Source organism: Aliikangiella litoralis (assembly GCF_052495765.1).
The window spans coordinates 1,454,683-1,471,870 of sequence record NZ_CP199292.1 but is presented as its reverse complement, the minus strand read 5'-3'; the positions used below and the strand labels follow the sequence as shown (position 1 = coordinate 1,471,870).

The window sequence follows — 17,188 nt, the reverse complement described above, 5'->3', positions numbered from 1 at the left end:
ACTGTTGAACAATGACTCATTCTTAAAAGTAACAAAACCAATAAGTCAGTTATTGAAATATCACCCCAAAACCTCGGGGATATAACAACAAAAAAGTAAAAGCAGGAGACAATACATGATGCTTCGCAGTAAAATTAGTAACCTTGCTATAGCATTTCTGACACTAAGTTCAGGAACACTTATAGCTGGAGAAACACATCCACAACAATTAACACAGCCACATAACCACCAAACCATTTTAGGACATCAATCTGCTCCCGGTCATATTTGTGGAACAGACAAAAATCATCAAGACTGGTCGTTACTACAAAAAAACAACGCCAAAGAATTGTCTGATCAATCTAGCACTGCCAATCAAATATTAAATCAACTCACTTCATCCAATATGAAATCGATGATGGTTGCAGGTAACGGCGAACCTGGGCGTTACTACATTCCAGTCGTATTTCATGTTTACGGCTCTGAATTTAACTGCAATAACGGTGGTGTTTGTTTAACCGATGCAAAAATTATTGATGCATTAAACAAAACTAATGAAGACTTTCGAGGGCTAAATACTCAAGATGGCCCTATTGATCCTGAATTTCAAGCCATTCGAGAAAACCTAGATATTGAATTTGTATTAGCCAAAAAAGATCCTAACGGTAATCCAACCAACGGTATCGTTCGTCGCGGCGAAAAGAAAGGTTATGGCGACGATGAGAAGAAAAACAGCGAAATAGCAGCTGACTCTTGGGACAACTTCAAATATATGAATATTTATATTATGAAGGATCTATATGACGATGGCGGAACGACTAATTCGGGTGTTGCCTGGTATCCTGAATTAAGTATGTCACAAGCAGGAACGGCTCGTGTAGTTTACAATGGTAGCTATCTTGGAACAAATACCAGTGAAAACTTCCGCTCAGTATTAACGCATGAATTTGGTCACTGGCTCAATTTACCTCACACTTTTGATGGGAATACTTGCTCAATTCACAGTGAGGCATTCTGTGCCTCAACCGGTGATAGAAACTGTGACACACCTCAAATTAGCGCTAGTTTTATCCAAGAGAATAAGCTCAATTGTCTTGGTCAAAAAACCAATACAGAAAATTTTATGCATTACTCTGACAATTACGCAATGTATACTAAAGGTCAAGTATCACGCATGATAGCAGCCTTGCATGGCGCAGCACGTAAAACCTTGTGGAGCAATAATAACTTAATTGCTACAGGATTAGAGGACTTAACCAGTAATGCCGATCATCCTTGGGACGGTTCAGGTGTTGATATCGAGCCACAGGGAACCATTATTCAAGAAGTGAATAATATTTCTGCACAAAAAGGTGAAGTCAAGAATTATCAAACCAATGTTCCCGCCGGAACAGAAGCGGTTGCTTTTTATCTTACAGGTTACGCTGAAGATCCTGATATGTATGTATCTAAGGGACAAGCACCGACCAAAAATGGTGGTAAGTGGAATGCAGACTTTATTTCTTTTATGCCTACCGGTACACCAGAGCTGGTTGCAGTAACAGCCCCTTCACCCAGTGTCACATATCACACCGCGGTTGATGCTTTTACTTCATTTAGTAATGCTGACTTTAAAGTTATCTCTGCAGAAGATCCTACACTGTGTAATGGCTGTGAACGTGTTTTCTTATTAGAAGAGTCAGGAATAAGCGGCAATAAAGGTGATGCTCCAATCAGATATCAATTTGACGTTCCAAGCGATGCCACTCGTACGGTCATTGTTATACCTGGTGGATACTTAGGTGAGACTGATGCCGATGGTAATGAAACGCTCTATGGTGATCCAGATGTCTATGGTCGATTTGGTCAAGAACCAACGACAGAAGAAGGCCAATACGATTGTCGTCCTTGGTCAGCACCAAAATTAAGTGAGTTTTGTGAGATAGGCGCAGGCGGAGGAACATTGCATGTAATGGTTGACCCTTTCATTAACTACAAAGATGCAACACTACGAGTTTACTATGAACGTCCAGCCTCATCAGGACTACCAACAGCAGAAGCGAACGGGCCATACAGTGTTGCCGCTGGCGACAGTTTACAGTTAAGTAGTAATGGTTCTAACGATCCTAACGGTTCAATTACCGCTTATAATTGGGACTTTGGTGATGGTAACTCTAGTACTCAGCAAAATCCTCAACATACTTATAATAGTGCTGGTAGTTACACAATCAAACTGACAGTAACAGATGATTCAGGTAATCAAGCGTCTGATAATGCATCAGTCACTGTTTCTGAAAGCAATGATAAAGCACCAGTTGCTGAAGCCAACGGTCCATACAGTGGCAGCATCAATAAAGCTGTTTCATTTAGTAGCACAGGGTCAAATGATCCAGACGGTTCAATTGCCAATTATGCCTGGGACTTTGGTGATGGTGCAAGCAGTACAGATGCTAACCCAACTCATGCTTATTCTAAAGCAGGAAAATTCAACGTTACACTCACAGTAACAGATGACTCCGGCAACACGAATAAAGATACCGCGATGGTTACTATTTCTAATGCACCTGCCTACTGTGAAGTGAGCGGTAGAACTCAATATGAATGGATTTCTAAAGTTGTCATTGGCGCATTTGAAAACACGAGTGCCGCTTCAACTAATGGTTACGAAGACTTTTCATCTAAAACTGTTGCGTTAAAAGTTGGTGACAACCCAGCCAGTTTAACTTCAGATGGTGGTTATAGTGAACATTGGACTGTTTGGATAGACTTCAATGGTAATGGTATTTTTGATAGTGATGAGAAAGCGTTAACCAACCTATCAGGTAAAGGTGAAGTTAATGGTAATATTTCGGTTCCATCTAGTGCAAACGGTGTGACTACCAAAATGCGCGTCAGCATGACTTACCGAACTCAGACATCAGCTTGTGGTAACTTAGGTGACTCTGAAGCAGAAGATTACACAGTAACTATTGGCCCCGACAATACAAATAAGAAACCAACAGCTAACGCGAACGGCGATTACACAGCTAAAGTCAATCAATCAATTAACTTCAGCAGTAGAGGCTCAAATGATCCTGATGGAACAATTGATAGTTATGCTTGGGACTTTGGTAACGGAGACAGCAGTACTAGCCAAAACCCAACTTATAGCTACGCGTCAGCTGGAGTATATACAGTGACTTTAAAAGTTACAGATAACAAGGGGGCGTCTCATTCTGATACGGCTAGAGTAACCATTATTAAAGATGATGTTCCTAACACCGATGTACCTGATGCTTGCGCTACTCAGTCACCAATCACTAGCGGTGAATTAAAAGACGGTCAAGCTGCTTGTTTAGGACAAAAAAGTAGAATAGGGCTTTATATAGGTAATGTTAAAAATCATCAAAGTATAGCCATTACTACTGCATACGGTCAGGGCGACTTAAAACTGACTTACAGAAATGGTGGTTGGCCAACAGATTCTAACTATGATGCAAAATCAGATACTGCAGGAAATACCGAATGTATTTACTTAACAGGTAACAACAGTGACTATTGGTCTTACCTTTACGTAGAAGGAAATGCAACAGGTGCCAGTATAATCGTTGACTTTGACTCTCCAGCATGTAGATAATTTAAACGGTTAAGGTTTGAAAAATAAAAATGTCGTTCATTTTAAAACGGCATTTTTTTATGTCATTCACAAAAACGTCAAGAGCTCTCAGCTCAAACTAAAGCTTACCCATTTATCAAACACATTAGCCGTAAATAAGTTAACCTCAGCCACGCTTTTCTTTAAATTGAGTTAACTTAATTGCACGACTAATTATACTCATACATTCCTTCAATTTACTTTTGATTGAATCAGAATAGTAAGGCTTATCCCATAGAACTGAAATATAAAATTTAATCTGATCAGCCTGCCAAGCAATTTCTTCAAACATAGCACCAAGTACCTCTATTTCAGGGTATGACTCTCTCACTTCATTACTTTGGACAAATTCCATCCAACGTCCATATTCTTGACTAGGCACACCAGAAGTAATTTGCATATTAACAATACGACTAATAAAGTTTTTTAATACCACTTCTTCTTTTATTGGATTAGTCGAATTAAGCAAGTCAGCTAATTCCTTCATATTTTTACAAAGCGCCATAAAAATAACATTCGTTTCTAACAACATTTGAATATAAGAGAGAAAATTATTGCTTGGTATATGACGAATTGGCTTGCATTCTGAAAGCCTCACTAAACGCACCATTGCGTAATACACTTTTTCTCCATAGGTGGTAGTATTTAAATTTAAAAAACCTTCTAAATTAGCAATATTTTTTCCTTGACGGCTATTTCTGATAAATAATTCCTGAACAGTATCAGACATAGCAATGATTTGCCCACTTAGAGAAAGTTCACTTCCCTGCTTTCCACTTGGATAGCCTGCACCATCGCACCTCTCATGGTGCTCTAATACTGATTTTTTAATTGCTAAAGGGATCCTAGCTTCGTCAAGTACTAACTTTGCAATCACCACATGACTCATTAATAATTGCCGTTTAGTTTCAGGAGCTGTATCCGGTGAGTTAAATAGATCAGGGTCGATATGCATCATTCCCAAATCTCTGATCAATGCAGCGACAAACATTTGCTTTGACTCAAAATTACTAATTTCCAATTGCTTACCTAAAGCAACGGCATACCAAGCTCCTATAATAGACTTCTCAAATAGTTCAGGCATATTGTGCTGCATAACCGTCATTTTTTGTCGCAAAAGTGGAAACTCTTTATAATATAAACAGCCGATCTGAAGGTGTTTTTTAAGTGCTAGTTTTTGGTGAATCAGATGAATATCAGGAAATTTTTTGAAGCAATGTAAAAACTCATTATATAGTAGCTTTTCATCTAATGCATTTTCGATAGAAACGCAGAGAGATATTGATTTTTTTAACTTATGTTTAACCAGAACAACCGTTGCTTTATCATCAATTAAAGAATTTTTTTTAAGTAACAATGCCCCTTTGTCATTATAAATATCTTCCGTTGAAACAACTTTATTATCTTTATTTAACTGTGATAAATGCGCTGTATAAATATCACCAAAACTCACTTAATACGTAGCCCCCGTACAAAAACAGCTCTCAGGTTTTAACGTGTTACCTTTAACCAAAATGTGAACATCAATAAAAAGCCCATATAAGAACCAAGCTTTTACTTCAAACCAAAATTCAATTTTAGACTAAAAATCATTTACCCACAAAATTTAAATGGGTTAATAAAGGTTGTTTTTTTCGATAACTCTCAGCTTTTTTAAATAACCAAACACTAACAAAAAAACAACTTACTGTTTTAATTAACTTTTCTCTCCATATCAACCCAATACCTATCACGTAATTTACGCCGCAAAATCTTACCATTGGGATTGCGTGGAATAGCACTTACAAACTCAAGTTGTTGTGGCGTTTTATAATCTGCCAACTGGCCTTTTAAATAAAGCTTTAATTCTTTCAAAGTAATATCCGACATACCTGAAGTAGTAACAATAACAGCGTAAACAGATTCTCCCCATTGCTTATCAGGCACACCGACAACAGCAACCTCTTGTATTGCAGTATGTTTAATTAATACATTTTCGATTTCTGAAGGATAAACATTCTCACCGGCAACAATTATCGTATCTTTGATTCGATCACAAATAAACAAATATTCATTCTCTAAATATCCCACATCCCCGGTGCGTAACCAATCATCAACTAATATTGCCGATGTTGTTTCAGGAGAGAGCCAATAACCGGCCATATGAGCCGGAGATTGCAAGCAAATCTCTCCAACTTCTCCTTCTGTTAATTCATTACCATGAGGATCTATAATCTTTATTGACACACAAGGACATGGTAATCCGGCTGCTTTCATTTTTTTAGTTTTAACTATATGAGCTTCTGGAGGCAAGCATACAGCAACATTTCCAGTTTCAGTTAATCCATAAATTTGAGTAAACTCACAATTAAAAGCAGATACCGCTTGCGTTAACAAAGTTTCGGAAATAGGCGCACCACCATAGACCAACTTTCTTAGCTGGCTCAAGTCATACAGGGAAAGATCCTGCTCTAATAATAATTGCATTGTCGAAGGCACAATACAGCTTGTTGTTACTTGGTAAGACTCGATTAAATCTAACATTGCCGAAGCAACAAACTGTTGAGTAATAACATTAGTGATTCCAGCATTAAACCCTTGAACAGCCCACCAAAGCCCACCGATATGAAAACCAGGAATACCAATTAAACTAATATCATTTTCATACCAATCTATCCAATTCAAACTCTGACGAATTAAAGAAGCCTGAATTTCAAAAAAACTTTTATGTGCTAATTGAACACCTTTTGGTAACCCCGTTGTGCCACTTGTATAAATCTGTACAACAATTGTATTTGTATCAATTTCAGGCGCTGCAAAGTAAGTATTTGAAAACTCCAACCATTGTAAAATACATGGTAGATTTTGATATTGAAAATCAAGAGTCACTAGCATTTCTAATTGCGGATTTTCACAGAGTAACTCATCCAGTATATTCTTAAAATTTACATCAAAAAATAAAACCTGAGTTCGAGAATCTTTTAATATATAACTCACTTCTTTACCTGTAAGCCGACAGTTAACCGGTACTAAAATAGCTCCGATTAAAGCACAAGCAAAAAGCAACTCATAATAGTGCTCGGACTCTTTTCCCAGATAAGCTATTCTATCCCCTTCACACACGCCATGAGCAGTTAAAGCATTAGCTAATTTATGAGCTGCATGCTCTAAAGCAAAGTAACTGACTTGTATATCATCACAAATAATTGCGACTGTATCAGGGTGCTCTTTTGCTTGAAAGCGCAAAGTATCAACTAACGTCGAAAGTTGTTTATAAAAACGCATGATATTCTCTTATATAAATAGGTTGTCGGGTAACGGATAATACTGAGAGTCAAGAGGATAAACAGGAAGCGATACTTTTTTTATATTTTGCTCGAACCAAACAGAGTAATCATACTGCCTCCCAGATAAAAAAAGCTTTACGATAAAATCAGGTATCATGGTAAGCTCTAGCGAAGAACAACAAAAATCAAACTCTCGCTTTTCACTTTGCAATTCAACACTATTATTCACATAGCGTTCAGACTGATATTTATCGATTAAATTATTCCTTGATTGATATATTTTTCTAATTGACAGCAAAGTATTAACAGAGTTATTTTTCAAATTCACAAAACAGTTTTTAAGTTCAATGATAGAGTCGGCAGAATAATTAAAACTATCGATATCTATACCACTTAAATACAGCTGCTCAAGTCGAGCTAACGTAAATAAAGCTAAAAAAGATATTGATTGTTCATACAGCATTTCAACTTGCTGTTCAGTTGAAACTGAAATACTTTGCGAACTTAACAAGTTCTCACCAATAGCCAATTTAATCATTAGCTTTACCAGTGAACTTTTCTCTGGATTCATTAAGTATTTTTTGACTGTAGATTTATTTGATGCAAGCGAAAAACTGATTAGTGGCTTATACGCATTATCATTAATTTTTACTGCATCCCCCATCATAGAGCTATTAGAGCAACCTTGTTGTTCAAATACACTAAGCGATAAAATTAATTCTTCTACTGTTTTGACACAAACAGCATACCGATAATCAAAAACATCTCTCCCGACAGCCAGAGTATAGCTAATTTTTCTTAAATCATTAGATGTTCTAGACTGCAAGTAAGCTAATAGATCTCTCGCTTGCTTCAATAGTAACTTTTCGGAATGCGCAGACAATAAAATAGGAAAGTAAACAGGAGAACTTTCGCCCTGATGATTAAATTTAAAATGATTATCTATCTTTTGGGCAGCTTGAATAATTAAATGAGCATCTGTACCAGTATAACCTAATGAGCTCACCCCAGCTAAACAACCCGAATTTTCAGATAACGATGTCATATTTGAGGCAACAGTTATACTACCTTTTTCCCAATCGACTCTAGGTTCAGGATTATCAAAATTGGCCTGTGGGGGAACTTGGGAATTTTTAACAACTAATAGCGCTTTAATCAAACTCAACATACCAGATGTCGTTTCCATATGACCAAAATTTGCTTTAGCCGAACCAACAAATAAAGCTGGCTGTTCATTATTATAGCGTTGATATCCTGACATTAAACTTTCAATTTCAATCACATCATTTAAACGATTTCCAGCACTGCTAGCTTCAACATAACAAACCTCATGCGGCTCTACATTTGCACTTTTCAAAGCATTACGAATTGCTGTCACTTGCCCTTCATCTGAAGGGCTATGCATGCCAGCTCTAATACCTTGTTGATGAACCGCACCACCACGAATTAAACCATGTATGTCATCACAATCATCATTAGCATCTTGCTCTCGCTTCAATACAATAACAGCCGCACCTTCACTCCTGACATAACCATCGGCTAACTCATCGAATGGACGTGAACTTCCGCTAGTTGAGAGCATACAAGCTTTATCCAAAGCAATAGTTGAAAAAGGAGAAAGAATAAAATGAGCACTACCCACAACGGCAATATCACACTCATTATTTCGCAAAGATTGCATCGCTTGACAAATAGCAACCAAAGAAGAAGAGCATGCTGTATCAACAGTGATAGCCGGTCCATTTAAACCTAGATGAAAAGCCATACGTCCTGCTGAAGCAGAAAGCGTAATACCGCTTGGGGTATCAGCCGCACTTTTATCGCCTTTAGATTTTCTTGAAGGTTGAAAAGCAGAATATTCAGGCATACTTAAAGCATTAAATATACCAACCCGTTTTTGTTCTAGTTTAGCTTTAACAAGATTTGCATGTGTTAATGCTTGATAACTAAGTTCCAATAAAACTCGTTGCTGCGGCTCCATATTAATAGCATCACTTTCAGTAATTCCAAAGAAGTTAGCATCAAAATGAAATGTTTTTTTTAACAAGCCCGCAAAATTTAGAATGTTTTTAGATTGATTAAAATGTATAGCATTAGTATTCCAACGTTTATCAAGCAACCTATTGGTACAAACAACCTTATCACAAATAGACTGCCAAAGTTCCTGCTCAGTATTAATATTTCCAGGAAAACGGAAAGCCATTCCGGTAATAGCAATACTTGCTTCCAACATAGTCTTTTGACGCGCAAGCATTAAAACTAATTGTTGGTGTGGCAATGATTTTAACGATTCAATATAACCTTTCATAATCGTTCAAGAGCTAGTCTATCAGTTTTTTATCAGTACAAAAAATAATTGACATAAACCTTTCATTAACAACTAGACTAGTCTCAACATACCTCTCTAGTTTTTTTTCTAAATTAGAAAAAACAAATAAAACCAAACATCCTAACTACTTGAAACTGCAACTTATTATAAAAATATACTCAAGAAAAAATAGTTTCATATTAATAAACATTTAAAATTAATAAACCATATCCGAAGGTTTCACACACTATTCTTTTTCTTATTAAACGCAACAGTGAAATAACTAAAAACCAATGCTCATCACAGTTTGTATGCGACAAGTTCTCAATTTAAAACAACCAAACATTAAGTGAAGTCTTAAATCTCAAAGCAAAAGGAAAATAATAATAAATAAAAAGAGTTGACAGAATCATTAACAAAGAAAAGAAATCTCAAATCTAAACAGAAGACAACTCACTTTTATAGGCTTACCTAACAAAAAAGAAAAGAGAAGGAAAATATTAATTTGGTATTAGAACAAACATTTATTCGATTTGAACTAGATCTCCATTTCATAAAAAGCAACTTTAGAATCTCCAAGCGGATCCTGATGGAGTGCGGTTTTCACATAGCTCATACCAAGTTTTTTCATGATATTAATAGAAGCTTTATTTTCTTCCAAAACAAGCGCTGTTAATTTTTTCACGCTGCCTCTATCAACCAATGCTTTTTTTATAGCCCGAGCCGCCTCAGTTGCATACCCATACCCCCAATAACTACGCATGAACCGCCACCCAATTTCAATATTCTCTAATTCAGGAGCATCGCTAAAAAATGCCATGGGTCTTACTAAAATCCAACCAATAAACTGATTTGATTCTTTAATAGAAACTTTCCATAATCCCCAACCTTCAAGCAAATTGGTATAGCTTTCCATACGCGGAACATAAATATCATAAATTTCATCCATAGTGGTTTTTTCCCCACCATTGATATAACGCATAACCTCAGGATCTTGATCCAGCTTGAACAACAAATCAGCATCATCTTTAGTCATAATTTCGAAAGAAAGTCGTTTAGAATCACTAATTTTCATATCTTTGCTCTCATTTTTAAAATTAACCTATTAACAAAATCTTAACTATGGCATACAACAGACCGTATAGAAATCAAAAAAATGCTTAAGACATTTATAGAGTTACCGACTTTAATACCATAAAATAATTCAATCTTTTTACATTTGCTTACTTTAGTCAGTAGAGTTTTTCATTTGACACCTCTATAGTCTATGCTAAAAACTCACTAAAAAGGAGTACCCAAATGGCTCTCAACAGAAGACAATTTGTTTCTGCTTCAATCGCAGCAGCAGGTTTAAGTACATTACCATCAATAATAAATGCGGGAACCCCCTCTGCTCCAAAGAAACTTACAATACTTTTTTTAGGTGGTACAGGTTTCTTGGGGCCCCATACCGTCCAATATGCCCTTGATAGGGGACATGAAGTTACTTTATTTAACCGTGGTCGCACAAACAAAGATTTATTCCCTGAATTAGAAAAGATTGTTGGCAATCGAGATCCTAAAAAAGGCAAAGGATTATCAGCACTAAAAGGCAGACAATGGGATGCCGTCATCGATACCTCAGGTTATGTCCCTAGATTAGTGGGAGCATCGAGTCAGTTACTTGCCGAAAGCACCAAACAATACCTATTTGTCTCTACCATATGCCAATATGATAACTGGGCCGAAGGCGGAAACAATGGCACAGAATCAAGAGCAAGAGCAAAACTTGACAACCCAACAACTGAAGATGTGTCAACTCATTATTGTGCTTTAAAAGCCTACTGTGAAACTGCCGCAGAAAAAGCAATGCCAGGGCGAGTCACCCACATAAGACCAGGACTTATTGTTGGTCCAAGAGATAAAACTGACCGATTCACTTATTGGCCAGTCAGAATTGATCAAGGAGGTGAAGTACTTGCTCCGGGAAAACCGAGTGATTTGACACAGCTTATTGATGTACGAGACCTCGCTATGTTTATGGTTCACAGCCTAGAAAAAAAGCTAATGGGTGAGTACAACTTAATCTGCCCGCCTTTTCCTTTTGGCGACCTAATGAAGTCCTGTCTCAAAAATAGCTCAAGCAAAACCAAACTCACTTGGGTACCCGCTGACTTTATGGCAAAAAATGATGTCAATCCGTGGCGAGATGTATTTATGTGGGCTGACTCTAATAGCCCAGGTTCTGGCGCACTAACCTGGTCTGGCCAAAAGGCACTAGACGCTGGCCTAACTATTCGCCCAATTGATGAGACAGTAAAGGATACTCTCGCCTGGTTCAAATCATTACCTAAAGAAAGACAAAATAAATTACGTGCAGGTATGAGCAAACAAAAAGAAGCCAAAGTATTAAAAGCCTGGCATCAAAGCCAAAAAGCATAAGTAGAAAAAACTCATCAGCAATTCCTCTCAAAGCATGTCATTTTATATGGCATGCTAATAAATCCTATGATATTGAAGTAAGAAGAATTAAAATAAAATCACTTTTATTTTATCTAATCATTACCACTGAGCTAATTAATCTTGAGAGTTGCAATGAATCAGTTTTACCCAGAAATAGAACCTTATAATTATTTTTTGCTCGACGTTGGGCACGACCATCAAATTTATGTTGAAGAGTGTGGAAACCCTGATGGTCAACCAGTGTTATTCATACATGGAGGACCTGGGGGAGGATGTTCAAGTAACGATAGAAGGTTCTTTGATCCTGATGTGTACCGCATCATCTTATTTGATCAACGTGGCTGTGGCCGCTCCTTACCTCACGGCAGCCTAGACTTTAATGAAACCCAATATTTAGTCAATGATATTGAAAAAATTCGTCAAAAGTTAGCCATTGATAACTGGCATATTTTTGGTGGTTCTTGGGGGTCAACCTTGTCGTTGGTATATGCTGAAAACCATCCTGAAAGCGTTTTATCTCTGGTATTAAGGGGCATCTTTTTAGGTAGACCAGAAGACACTATCTGGACTTTCAGCAGTGGTGGAGCAATAAGAATTTTTCCTGATTACTGGCAAGAATATTTAAACGCACTACCGAAAAGTAACCAATCACCATCAATCAAAATAGCTTATGACTTAATGGTAGGTGATGATAAGCCTTTAGCAATGAAAGTCGCACGAGCCTGGAGCAAATGGGAGATCCGTTGTTGCACTTTAAAACCTAATGATGAGTTTGTTAATGCTGCAACCAATGATGAGTCTTGCTGGACATTAGCGCGTCACGAAGCCCATTATATGGTGAACGACTGCTTTTTATCTCCAAACGAAATTTTAGAAAATAGTCACCGCATAAAAAATATCCCTACTACCATTGTTCATGGACGTTATGATATTGTTTGTCCATTTGATAATGCCTGGTTACTACATCAAGCATTGCCTAATTCAAAACTGATTGTCAGCGAAACGGCGGGGCATGCATCAATAGAAGATGAAACCAAGCACCATTTGATTAATGCCACTCAACAAATGTCAAAAATAAACAACTCACAATAAAATAATTAAGCAAGGCCATGAGCGAAAATATCCAAGTTATTTCTTTTTACAATCTGGCCTTTGCATTTGTTCCGGTCATCATTGCAATGATCATTTTAGTCAAGTGGTCTATCAATGCTCGCAATGCAAGCTATGCAATCGTAAGGATGTTAATACAGCTACTATTGATAGGTTACTTCTTAACTTATATATTCAAATCAGATAGTTCAGCCATCATCCTAATAGTACTATTTGTCATGGTTTTATCTTCTAGCTGGATTGCATTAGGCAGTTTATCAAACCAAAGAACACTTCTTTACAAGTATGCCCTCCTATCAATTTCTTTGGGCGGCGGCATACCTTTACTATTAATAACCCAAGGAGTTTTACAGTTAACGCCCTGGTATCAGCCACAATTTATGATACCTTTAGCGGGTATGATTTTCGCTAACGCGATGAACAGCATTAGCCTTGCTGTAGAGCGTTTTAACTCAGAAATAGAAAGTAATACCCCCTATAACCAAGCACGTAATAAAGCTCTTAATGCGTCCTTAATACCTGTTATAAACTCGCTTTTTGCAGTTGGTCTGGTCTCATTGCCAGGCATGATGACAGGACAAATATTATCAGGCGTTTCACCACTGATTGCGGTTAGATATCAAATCATGGTGATGTGTATGGTTTTTGGTTCATCTGTACTTTCAGCCGCCTGTTTTTTAGTTTTAGTAAAACCGATACATACATCTCGAACAACACAGAGTTAACATCACATTTAACGCCAGCTGGCTCATAAATTTGCCGCTTTTAGCCACTCTACCGAATACGTTAAATAGTGTAAATTGGCTATATTACTCGCATTATTAAGACATACGCGTATAATCGCGCAAAATCAACCCGATACTATTGATTTGAATTCAGCGCTATTTGAGTTCAAGACTATTTGAGTTCAGCAATATTGATTAATATGTCCTCATACTCGTAAACAGGACAAGCACACAGGATCTTTAGCACGTGACACAGTCTCAATTTTCTACCTTACCTTTAACAGCTAAAGAACTCAGTAACCTTAAGGCTCTCAATTATTCAACAATGACGGCTATTCAAGCTAAAAGCTTACCCATCATTTTACAAGGCAACGATTTACTCGCCCAGGCCAAAACTGGTAGCGGGAAAACTGCAGCATTTGGGATCGCCTTATTACACCAGTTAACAGTAACCAATTATCAAACCGAAGCACTCATTTTATGCCCAACAAGAGAGCTAGCCGACCAAGTCAGTAAAGAACTCAGACGATTAGCTAGAGCCATTCCTAATACAAAAATCACTACTCTTTGTGGCGGTACTCCCATCGGCCCTCAGTTTGCCTCTTTAGAATACCGACCACATATTGTTGTTGGCACTCCAGGACGGGTTTTAAAACACTTAAATAAAGGCTCGCTAAAATTAAACCAACTAAAGACACTCGTACTTGATGAAGCCGATCGCATGCTCGATATGGGGTTTTCTGATGATATTCATCAAGTGATAGCATTTACCCCAGACAAACGGCAAACGTTATTATTCTCAGCCACTTACCCCAAAGAAATTAAAACAATTAGCCGTACAGTACAAAATAAACCTATCGATGTTCGAGTAGAAACACAACATCAAGAAAACCAAATAGAACAGCATTTTTATGAAGTGGCCAGAGAACAAAGAGAATCCGCCTTATTGACGCTACTACACCATTATCAGCCCAAAGCTTGCGTTATTTTTTGTAATAGAAAACAACAATGCCAAGATATTGCCGATCTGTTATCAAAGCATAAAATCTCAGCTAAAGCACTTCATGGCGATCTAGAACAAAGAGAACGTGACCAAGTATTGACTCAATTTGCTAACCAAAGCTGTTCGATACTAATAGCCACAGATGTGGCATCAAGGGGTCTAGATATAAAAGAACTTCCAATGGTTATTAATTATGAATTATCCCCCGATCCAGAAGTTCATGTTCACCGCATAGGAAGAACTGGGCGTGCAGGTCACTCAGGAATAGCACTGAGCCTTTTCCAACCATCAGAAGCACGTAAAATTATTGCGATTGAAGACTATCTAAAAATATCAATAACACCCAGCCAAATAACAGAACTCAACACCAATACAACTTATCAGATTACCCCGCCAATGGTAACTTTGTGCATCAATGGCGGCAGAAAAGATAAATTACGAGCAGGAGATATATTAGGCGCATTGACAGCCTCAAAAAAGATACAAGGTGCCAACATTGGAAAAATAGATTTATTTGATTACACGGTTTATGTTGCAGTAGAACAAGCTATCTCAACCCTTGCATTACAACAACTTCTAAATGGAAAGATTAAAGGGCGAAAATTTAAAGCTCGAATCATAAAATAACGTTACTCACAAAAATTTAATACCTTTTAATTCAAAAAGCCCACTTAGCCTGAGTTCAGGTTACTCCCCCTTTATGCCAATCACGGCTATAGGCCGCTTTATCGACCTGTAACCGATAAACCAATAATTAATACAGCCTTCCCAAATACAAACTTCATTCTCTATTCATATTTTATAGCATGAATAACGCTTGACATGAAACCAAATGGTATCACACAATATAAAACCTTTTGGTTTCATATGAAGAATTTAGTAATGAATCATCAACCGGTATTTCGCTCACTAGCCGATCCGACAAGGCGAGCCATTCTATATATGCTGAAACAACAGGACTTATGCATTGGCGATATTGCAGAGCATTTTAAAATGACTCGACCAGCTATTGCCAAGCATCTAAAAATACTACACGAAGCGGAACTGATCGCTATTCAAAATAAAGGCCGCGAACGTATCAATACTCTTAACCTGCCGAGACTAATGTCAGCTTTAGACTGGTTCAATTATTTTGACCAGTTTTGGGATGAGCGCTTGGCTGACCTAAAACAAGTTGTGGAGAAAACCAATGACTGAACTGACAATAACCAAAACAATATTTTTGAAAGCACCAGCCACTCACGTCTGGAAGTTTTTAACCGATCCTGATCGTTTAGCTGAATGGTTTCATCGTGGGGGCGGCATTATGGAAAAAGGAGGTGAGTATTCACTTCTAACCAACAGCTTGGGTAAAGAAGGCGAAAAGCTATGTTGGGGAACGGTACTTGAAATTGATCCACCTAAACGGCTTGTCCACACGTTTACCCATAATTGGTTAAAGGACGTAGAAACTAAAGTGACCTGGACTTTAACAGAGACCAGCGGTGGCACTGTACTCAACCTGGTTCATGAAGGCTGGGAGAAAGTTGATGAAGATGCTTTCACTATGGGTGCCAATCACGATGTTGGCTGGGATGAGCATTTTGCGCGTTTACGTCGAGTTGTATCATAACTCTATTAGTTTCAATATGGGCGATTAGCCAAGTTCAGTTTTACCTGAAATTGGCTAATCAAAAAGCAAAAACTTTCCTAACCCGTAATTTTTTCCTTACATGTCTTTTGTATATTTGAGCATTAACCAACTCACAATATCTTTTTTCATTAAAAAATAGGGGTTAAGATAGAGTATCTTAAGAATATACCTGACAAGTAAAATAAACGATTATGTTGGAAAATTAATGAGCTCTAAAAGCATTCGTAGACGGGTATGGGTTCCCATCGTTTTTTTTGTTTGGATTATGATACTCGGAAAACCTTCTCCGCTTTATTATGAAATCGAACCTGTTTCGGCTCAAGTGGTCGATGCTGAAACGGGTGAGCCTATCTCAGGGGCTACGATAGCCTTAGGTTGGGGGATGATTAAAAGTACTTATCATTCAAATAGCAGCTCAGCAGGCTCTTTAGGTGGTGGTTATACTCGAACTAATCAGGAAGGATATTTTACTTTTCCAGGTTGGAAAAGATGGTGGCGAGAGTGGTTTTCTTTTTCTGATCGACGTATAGACGCAGCTTCTCCTGCATTTCGAGCTATCAAATCAGGCTATGTACCTATAACTATATACGTACCATCATTACTAATGGAGAAAAGCGCCCCTCCCAAAAAAGAGGACAAAAGTAAAAAGGCTCGCTTACAAATCAAGCAAGTAGTGAAAGGTTTAAAAGATGAGATAATTCGTATTAAGAAGCTGCCACAAGAGCCTCAAGCAAGATATGATGCTTTTCATAACGTATTCACTTTTTGGATTTTGGAATCTCAGTGTTACGATGCAGAATACCTTAAGTCAGGACATTTAGAGGAAATATTTAAAGAACAAAAGATTGCTTTGCAAGCGGGTTTAAATTTAGAACTTTCAGATGAAGAGCGACAAACTATCATAGATTTTAAAGAACCCCATTTAGCGGCTTGTTTACAAGTTACAAACGGTTTAATACGACAAAGGCTTTAAAGAGATTAATGAAAACAAAATTTTTTATCATACTAATAACTTTTCTTATTCTACAGACCCCTGATGTAAAAGGAGTTAAGGTTGAAGTTCATGCAATAATGACTGACACGGCAGCTAAACGTTCGGTGCTATCTAA

Annotated in this window: 12 protein-coding genes; 8 read left to right on the top strand and 4 right to left on the bottom strand. The window is 37.5% G+C overall.

Translation table 11 applies throughout. The annotated features are described in order from the left end of the window. Positions 1 to 115 precede the first annotated feature (115 nt). Positions 116 to 3,574: a PKD domain-containing protein gene (locus ACT5E3_RS06170; RefSeq protein ID WP_444997430.1), complete on the top strand. Its 3,459-nt coding sequence runs from the start codon at positions 116 to 118 to the stop codon at positions 3,572 to 3,574. A gap of 145 nt (positions 3,575 to 3,719) precedes the next feature. On the opposite strand, the gene ACT5E3_RS06165 is transcribed toward ACT5E3_RS06170, so the two are convergent. From ACT5E3_RS06165 to ACT5E3_RS06150, 4 genes are all read right to left on the bottom strand, one after another. Continuing rightward, entirely contained in the window at positions 3,720 to 5,045 is a 1,326-nt protein-coding gene (locus ACT5E3_RS06165) for an HD-GYP domain-containing protein (RefSeq protein WP_444997429.1), read from the bottom strand. A gap of 239 nt (positions 5,046 to 5,284) precedes the next feature. Beyond that, positions 5,285 to 6,856, bottom strand: a complete 1,572-nt coding sequence (locus ACT5E3_RS06160; RefSeq protein ID WP_444997428.1) for a long-chain-fatty-acid--CoA ligase — start codon at positions 6,854 to 6,856, stop codon at positions 5,285 to 5,287. A 9-nt stretch (positions 6,857 to 6,865) separates the two neighbouring features. After that, positions 6,866 to 9,166, bottom strand: a complete 2,301-nt coding sequence (locus ACT5E3_RS06155; RefSeq protein ID WP_444997427.1) for a beta-ketoacyl synthase N-terminal-like domain-containing protein — start codon at positions 9,164 to 9,166, stop codon at positions 6,866 to 6,868. A gap of 538 nt (positions 9,167 to 9,704) precedes the next feature. Then, on the bottom strand, positions 9,705 to 10,241 hold the full coding sequence (locus ACT5E3_RS06150) for a GNAT family N-acetyltransferase (protein ID WP_444997426.1): 537 nt from the start codon (positions 10,239 to 10,241) through the stop codon (positions 9,705 to 9,707). Positions 10,242 to 10,465: 224 nt separating this feature from the next. Here ACT5E3_RS06150 and ACT5E3_RS06145 point away from each other — a divergent pair, with 224 nt between their 5' ends. The 7 genes from ACT5E3_RS06145 to ACT5E3_RS06115 all read left to right on the top strand — a co-directional run bounded on the left by ACT5E3_RS06145 (position 10,466) and on the right by ACT5E3_RS06115 (position 17,052). Then, positions 10,466 to 11,587 carry an NAD-dependent epimerase/dehydratase family protein gene (locus ACT5E3_RS06145; RefSeq protein ID WP_444997425.1) on the top strand — a complete coding sequence of 374 codons (1,122 nt, stop codon included), beginning with the start codon at positions 10,466 to 10,468 and terminating at the stop codon, positions 11,585 to 11,587. Positions 11,588 to 11,740: 153 nt separating this feature from the next. Next, a complete protein-coding gene (pip, locus tag ACT5E3_RS06140; protein ID WP_444997424.1) occupies positions 11,741 to 12,700 on the top strand; it encodes a prolyl aminopeptidase in 960 nt (319 codons plus the stop codon). A gap of 17 nt (positions 12,701 to 12,717) precedes the next feature. Then, positions 12,718 to 13,443 (top strand): ABC transporter permease, encoded by a 726-nt coding sequence (locus ACT5E3_RS06135; RefSeq protein WP_444997423.1) that lies wholly within the window; start codon positions 12,718 to 12,720, stop codon positions 13,441 to 13,443. A gap of 247 nt (positions 13,444 to 13,690) precedes the next feature. Then, positions 13,691 to 15,073: an ATP-dependent RNA helicase DbpA gene (gene dbpA / locus ACT5E3_RS06130; RefSeq protein ID WP_444997422.1), complete on the top strand. Its 1,383-nt coding sequence runs from the start codon at positions 13,691 to 13,693 to the stop codon at positions 15,071 to 15,073. Between the two features lie 195 nt (positions 15,074 to 15,268). After that, positions 15,269 to 15,643 carry an ArsR/SmtB family transcription factor gene (locus tag ACT5E3_RS06125; RefSeq protein ID WP_444997421.1) on the top strand — a complete coding sequence of 125 codons (375 nt, stop codon included), beginning with the start codon at positions 15,269 to 15,271 and terminating at the stop codon, positions 15,641 to 15,643. After that, positions 15,636 to 16,058 carry an SRPBCC family protein gene (locus tag ACT5E3_RS06120; protein WP_444997420.1) on the top strand — a complete coding sequence of 141 codons (423 nt, stop codon included), beginning with the start codon at positions 15,636 to 15,638 and terminating at the stop codon, positions 16,056 to 16,058. Before ACT5E3_RS06125 ends, ACT5E3_RS06120 begins: the two co-directional genes overlap by 8 nt. A 226-nt stretch (positions 16,059 to 16,284) precedes the next feature. Further along, positions 16,285 to 17,052, top strand: coding sequence for a hypothetical protein (locus ACT5E3_RS06115; protein WP_444997419.1), 768 nt, complete (start codon positions 16,285 to 16,287; stop codon positions 17,050 to 17,052). The last annotated feature ends 136 nt before the right edge of the window (positions 17,053 to 17,188 follow it).

What these genes read in the sequence shown, in the direction of transcription:
- ACT5E3_RS06170 (WP_444997430.1), top strand. Translation starts at nt 116, where the DNA reads ATGATGCTTCGCAGTAAAATTAGTAACCTTGCTATAGCATTTCTGACA.
- ACT5E3_RS06160 (WP_444997428.1), bottom strand. Translation starts at nt 6,856, where the DNA reads ATGCGTTTTTATAAACAACTTTCGACGTTAGTTGATACTTTGCGCTTT.
- ACT5E3_RS06155 (WP_444997427.1), bottom strand. Translation starts at nt 9,166, where the DNA reads ATGAAAGGTTATATTGAATCGTTAAAATCATTGCCACACCAACAATTA.
- ACT5E3_RS06150 (WP_444997426.1), bottom strand. Translation starts at nt 10,241, where the DNA reads ATGAAAATTAGTGATTCTAAACGACTTTCTTTCGAAATTATGACTAAA.
- ACT5E3_RS06145 (WP_444997425.1), top strand. Translation starts at nt 10,466, where the DNA reads ATGGCTCTCAACAGAAGACAATTTGTTTCTGCTTCAATCGCAGCAGCA.
- pip (WP_444997424.1), top strand. Translation starts at nt 11,741, where the DNA reads ATGAATCAGTTTTACCCAGAAATAGAACCTTATAATTATTTTTTGCTC.
- ACT5E3_RS06135 (WP_444997423.1), top strand. Translation starts at nt 12,718, where the DNA reads ATGAGCGAAAATATCCAAGTTATTTCTTTTTACAATCTGGCCTTTGCA.
- ACT5E3_RS06125 (WP_444997421.1), top strand. Translation starts at nt 15,269, where the DNA reads ATGAAACCAAATGGTATCACACAATATAAAACCTTTTGGTTTCATATG.
- ACT5E3_RS06120 (WP_444997420.1), top strand. Translation starts at nt 15,636, where the DNA reads ATGACTGAACTGACAATAACCAAAACAATATTTTTGAAAGCACCAGCC.
- ACT5E3_RS06115 (WP_444997419.1), top strand. Translation starts at nt 16,285, where the DNA reads ATGAGCTCTAAAAGCATTCGTAGACGGGTATGGGTTCCCATCGTTTTT.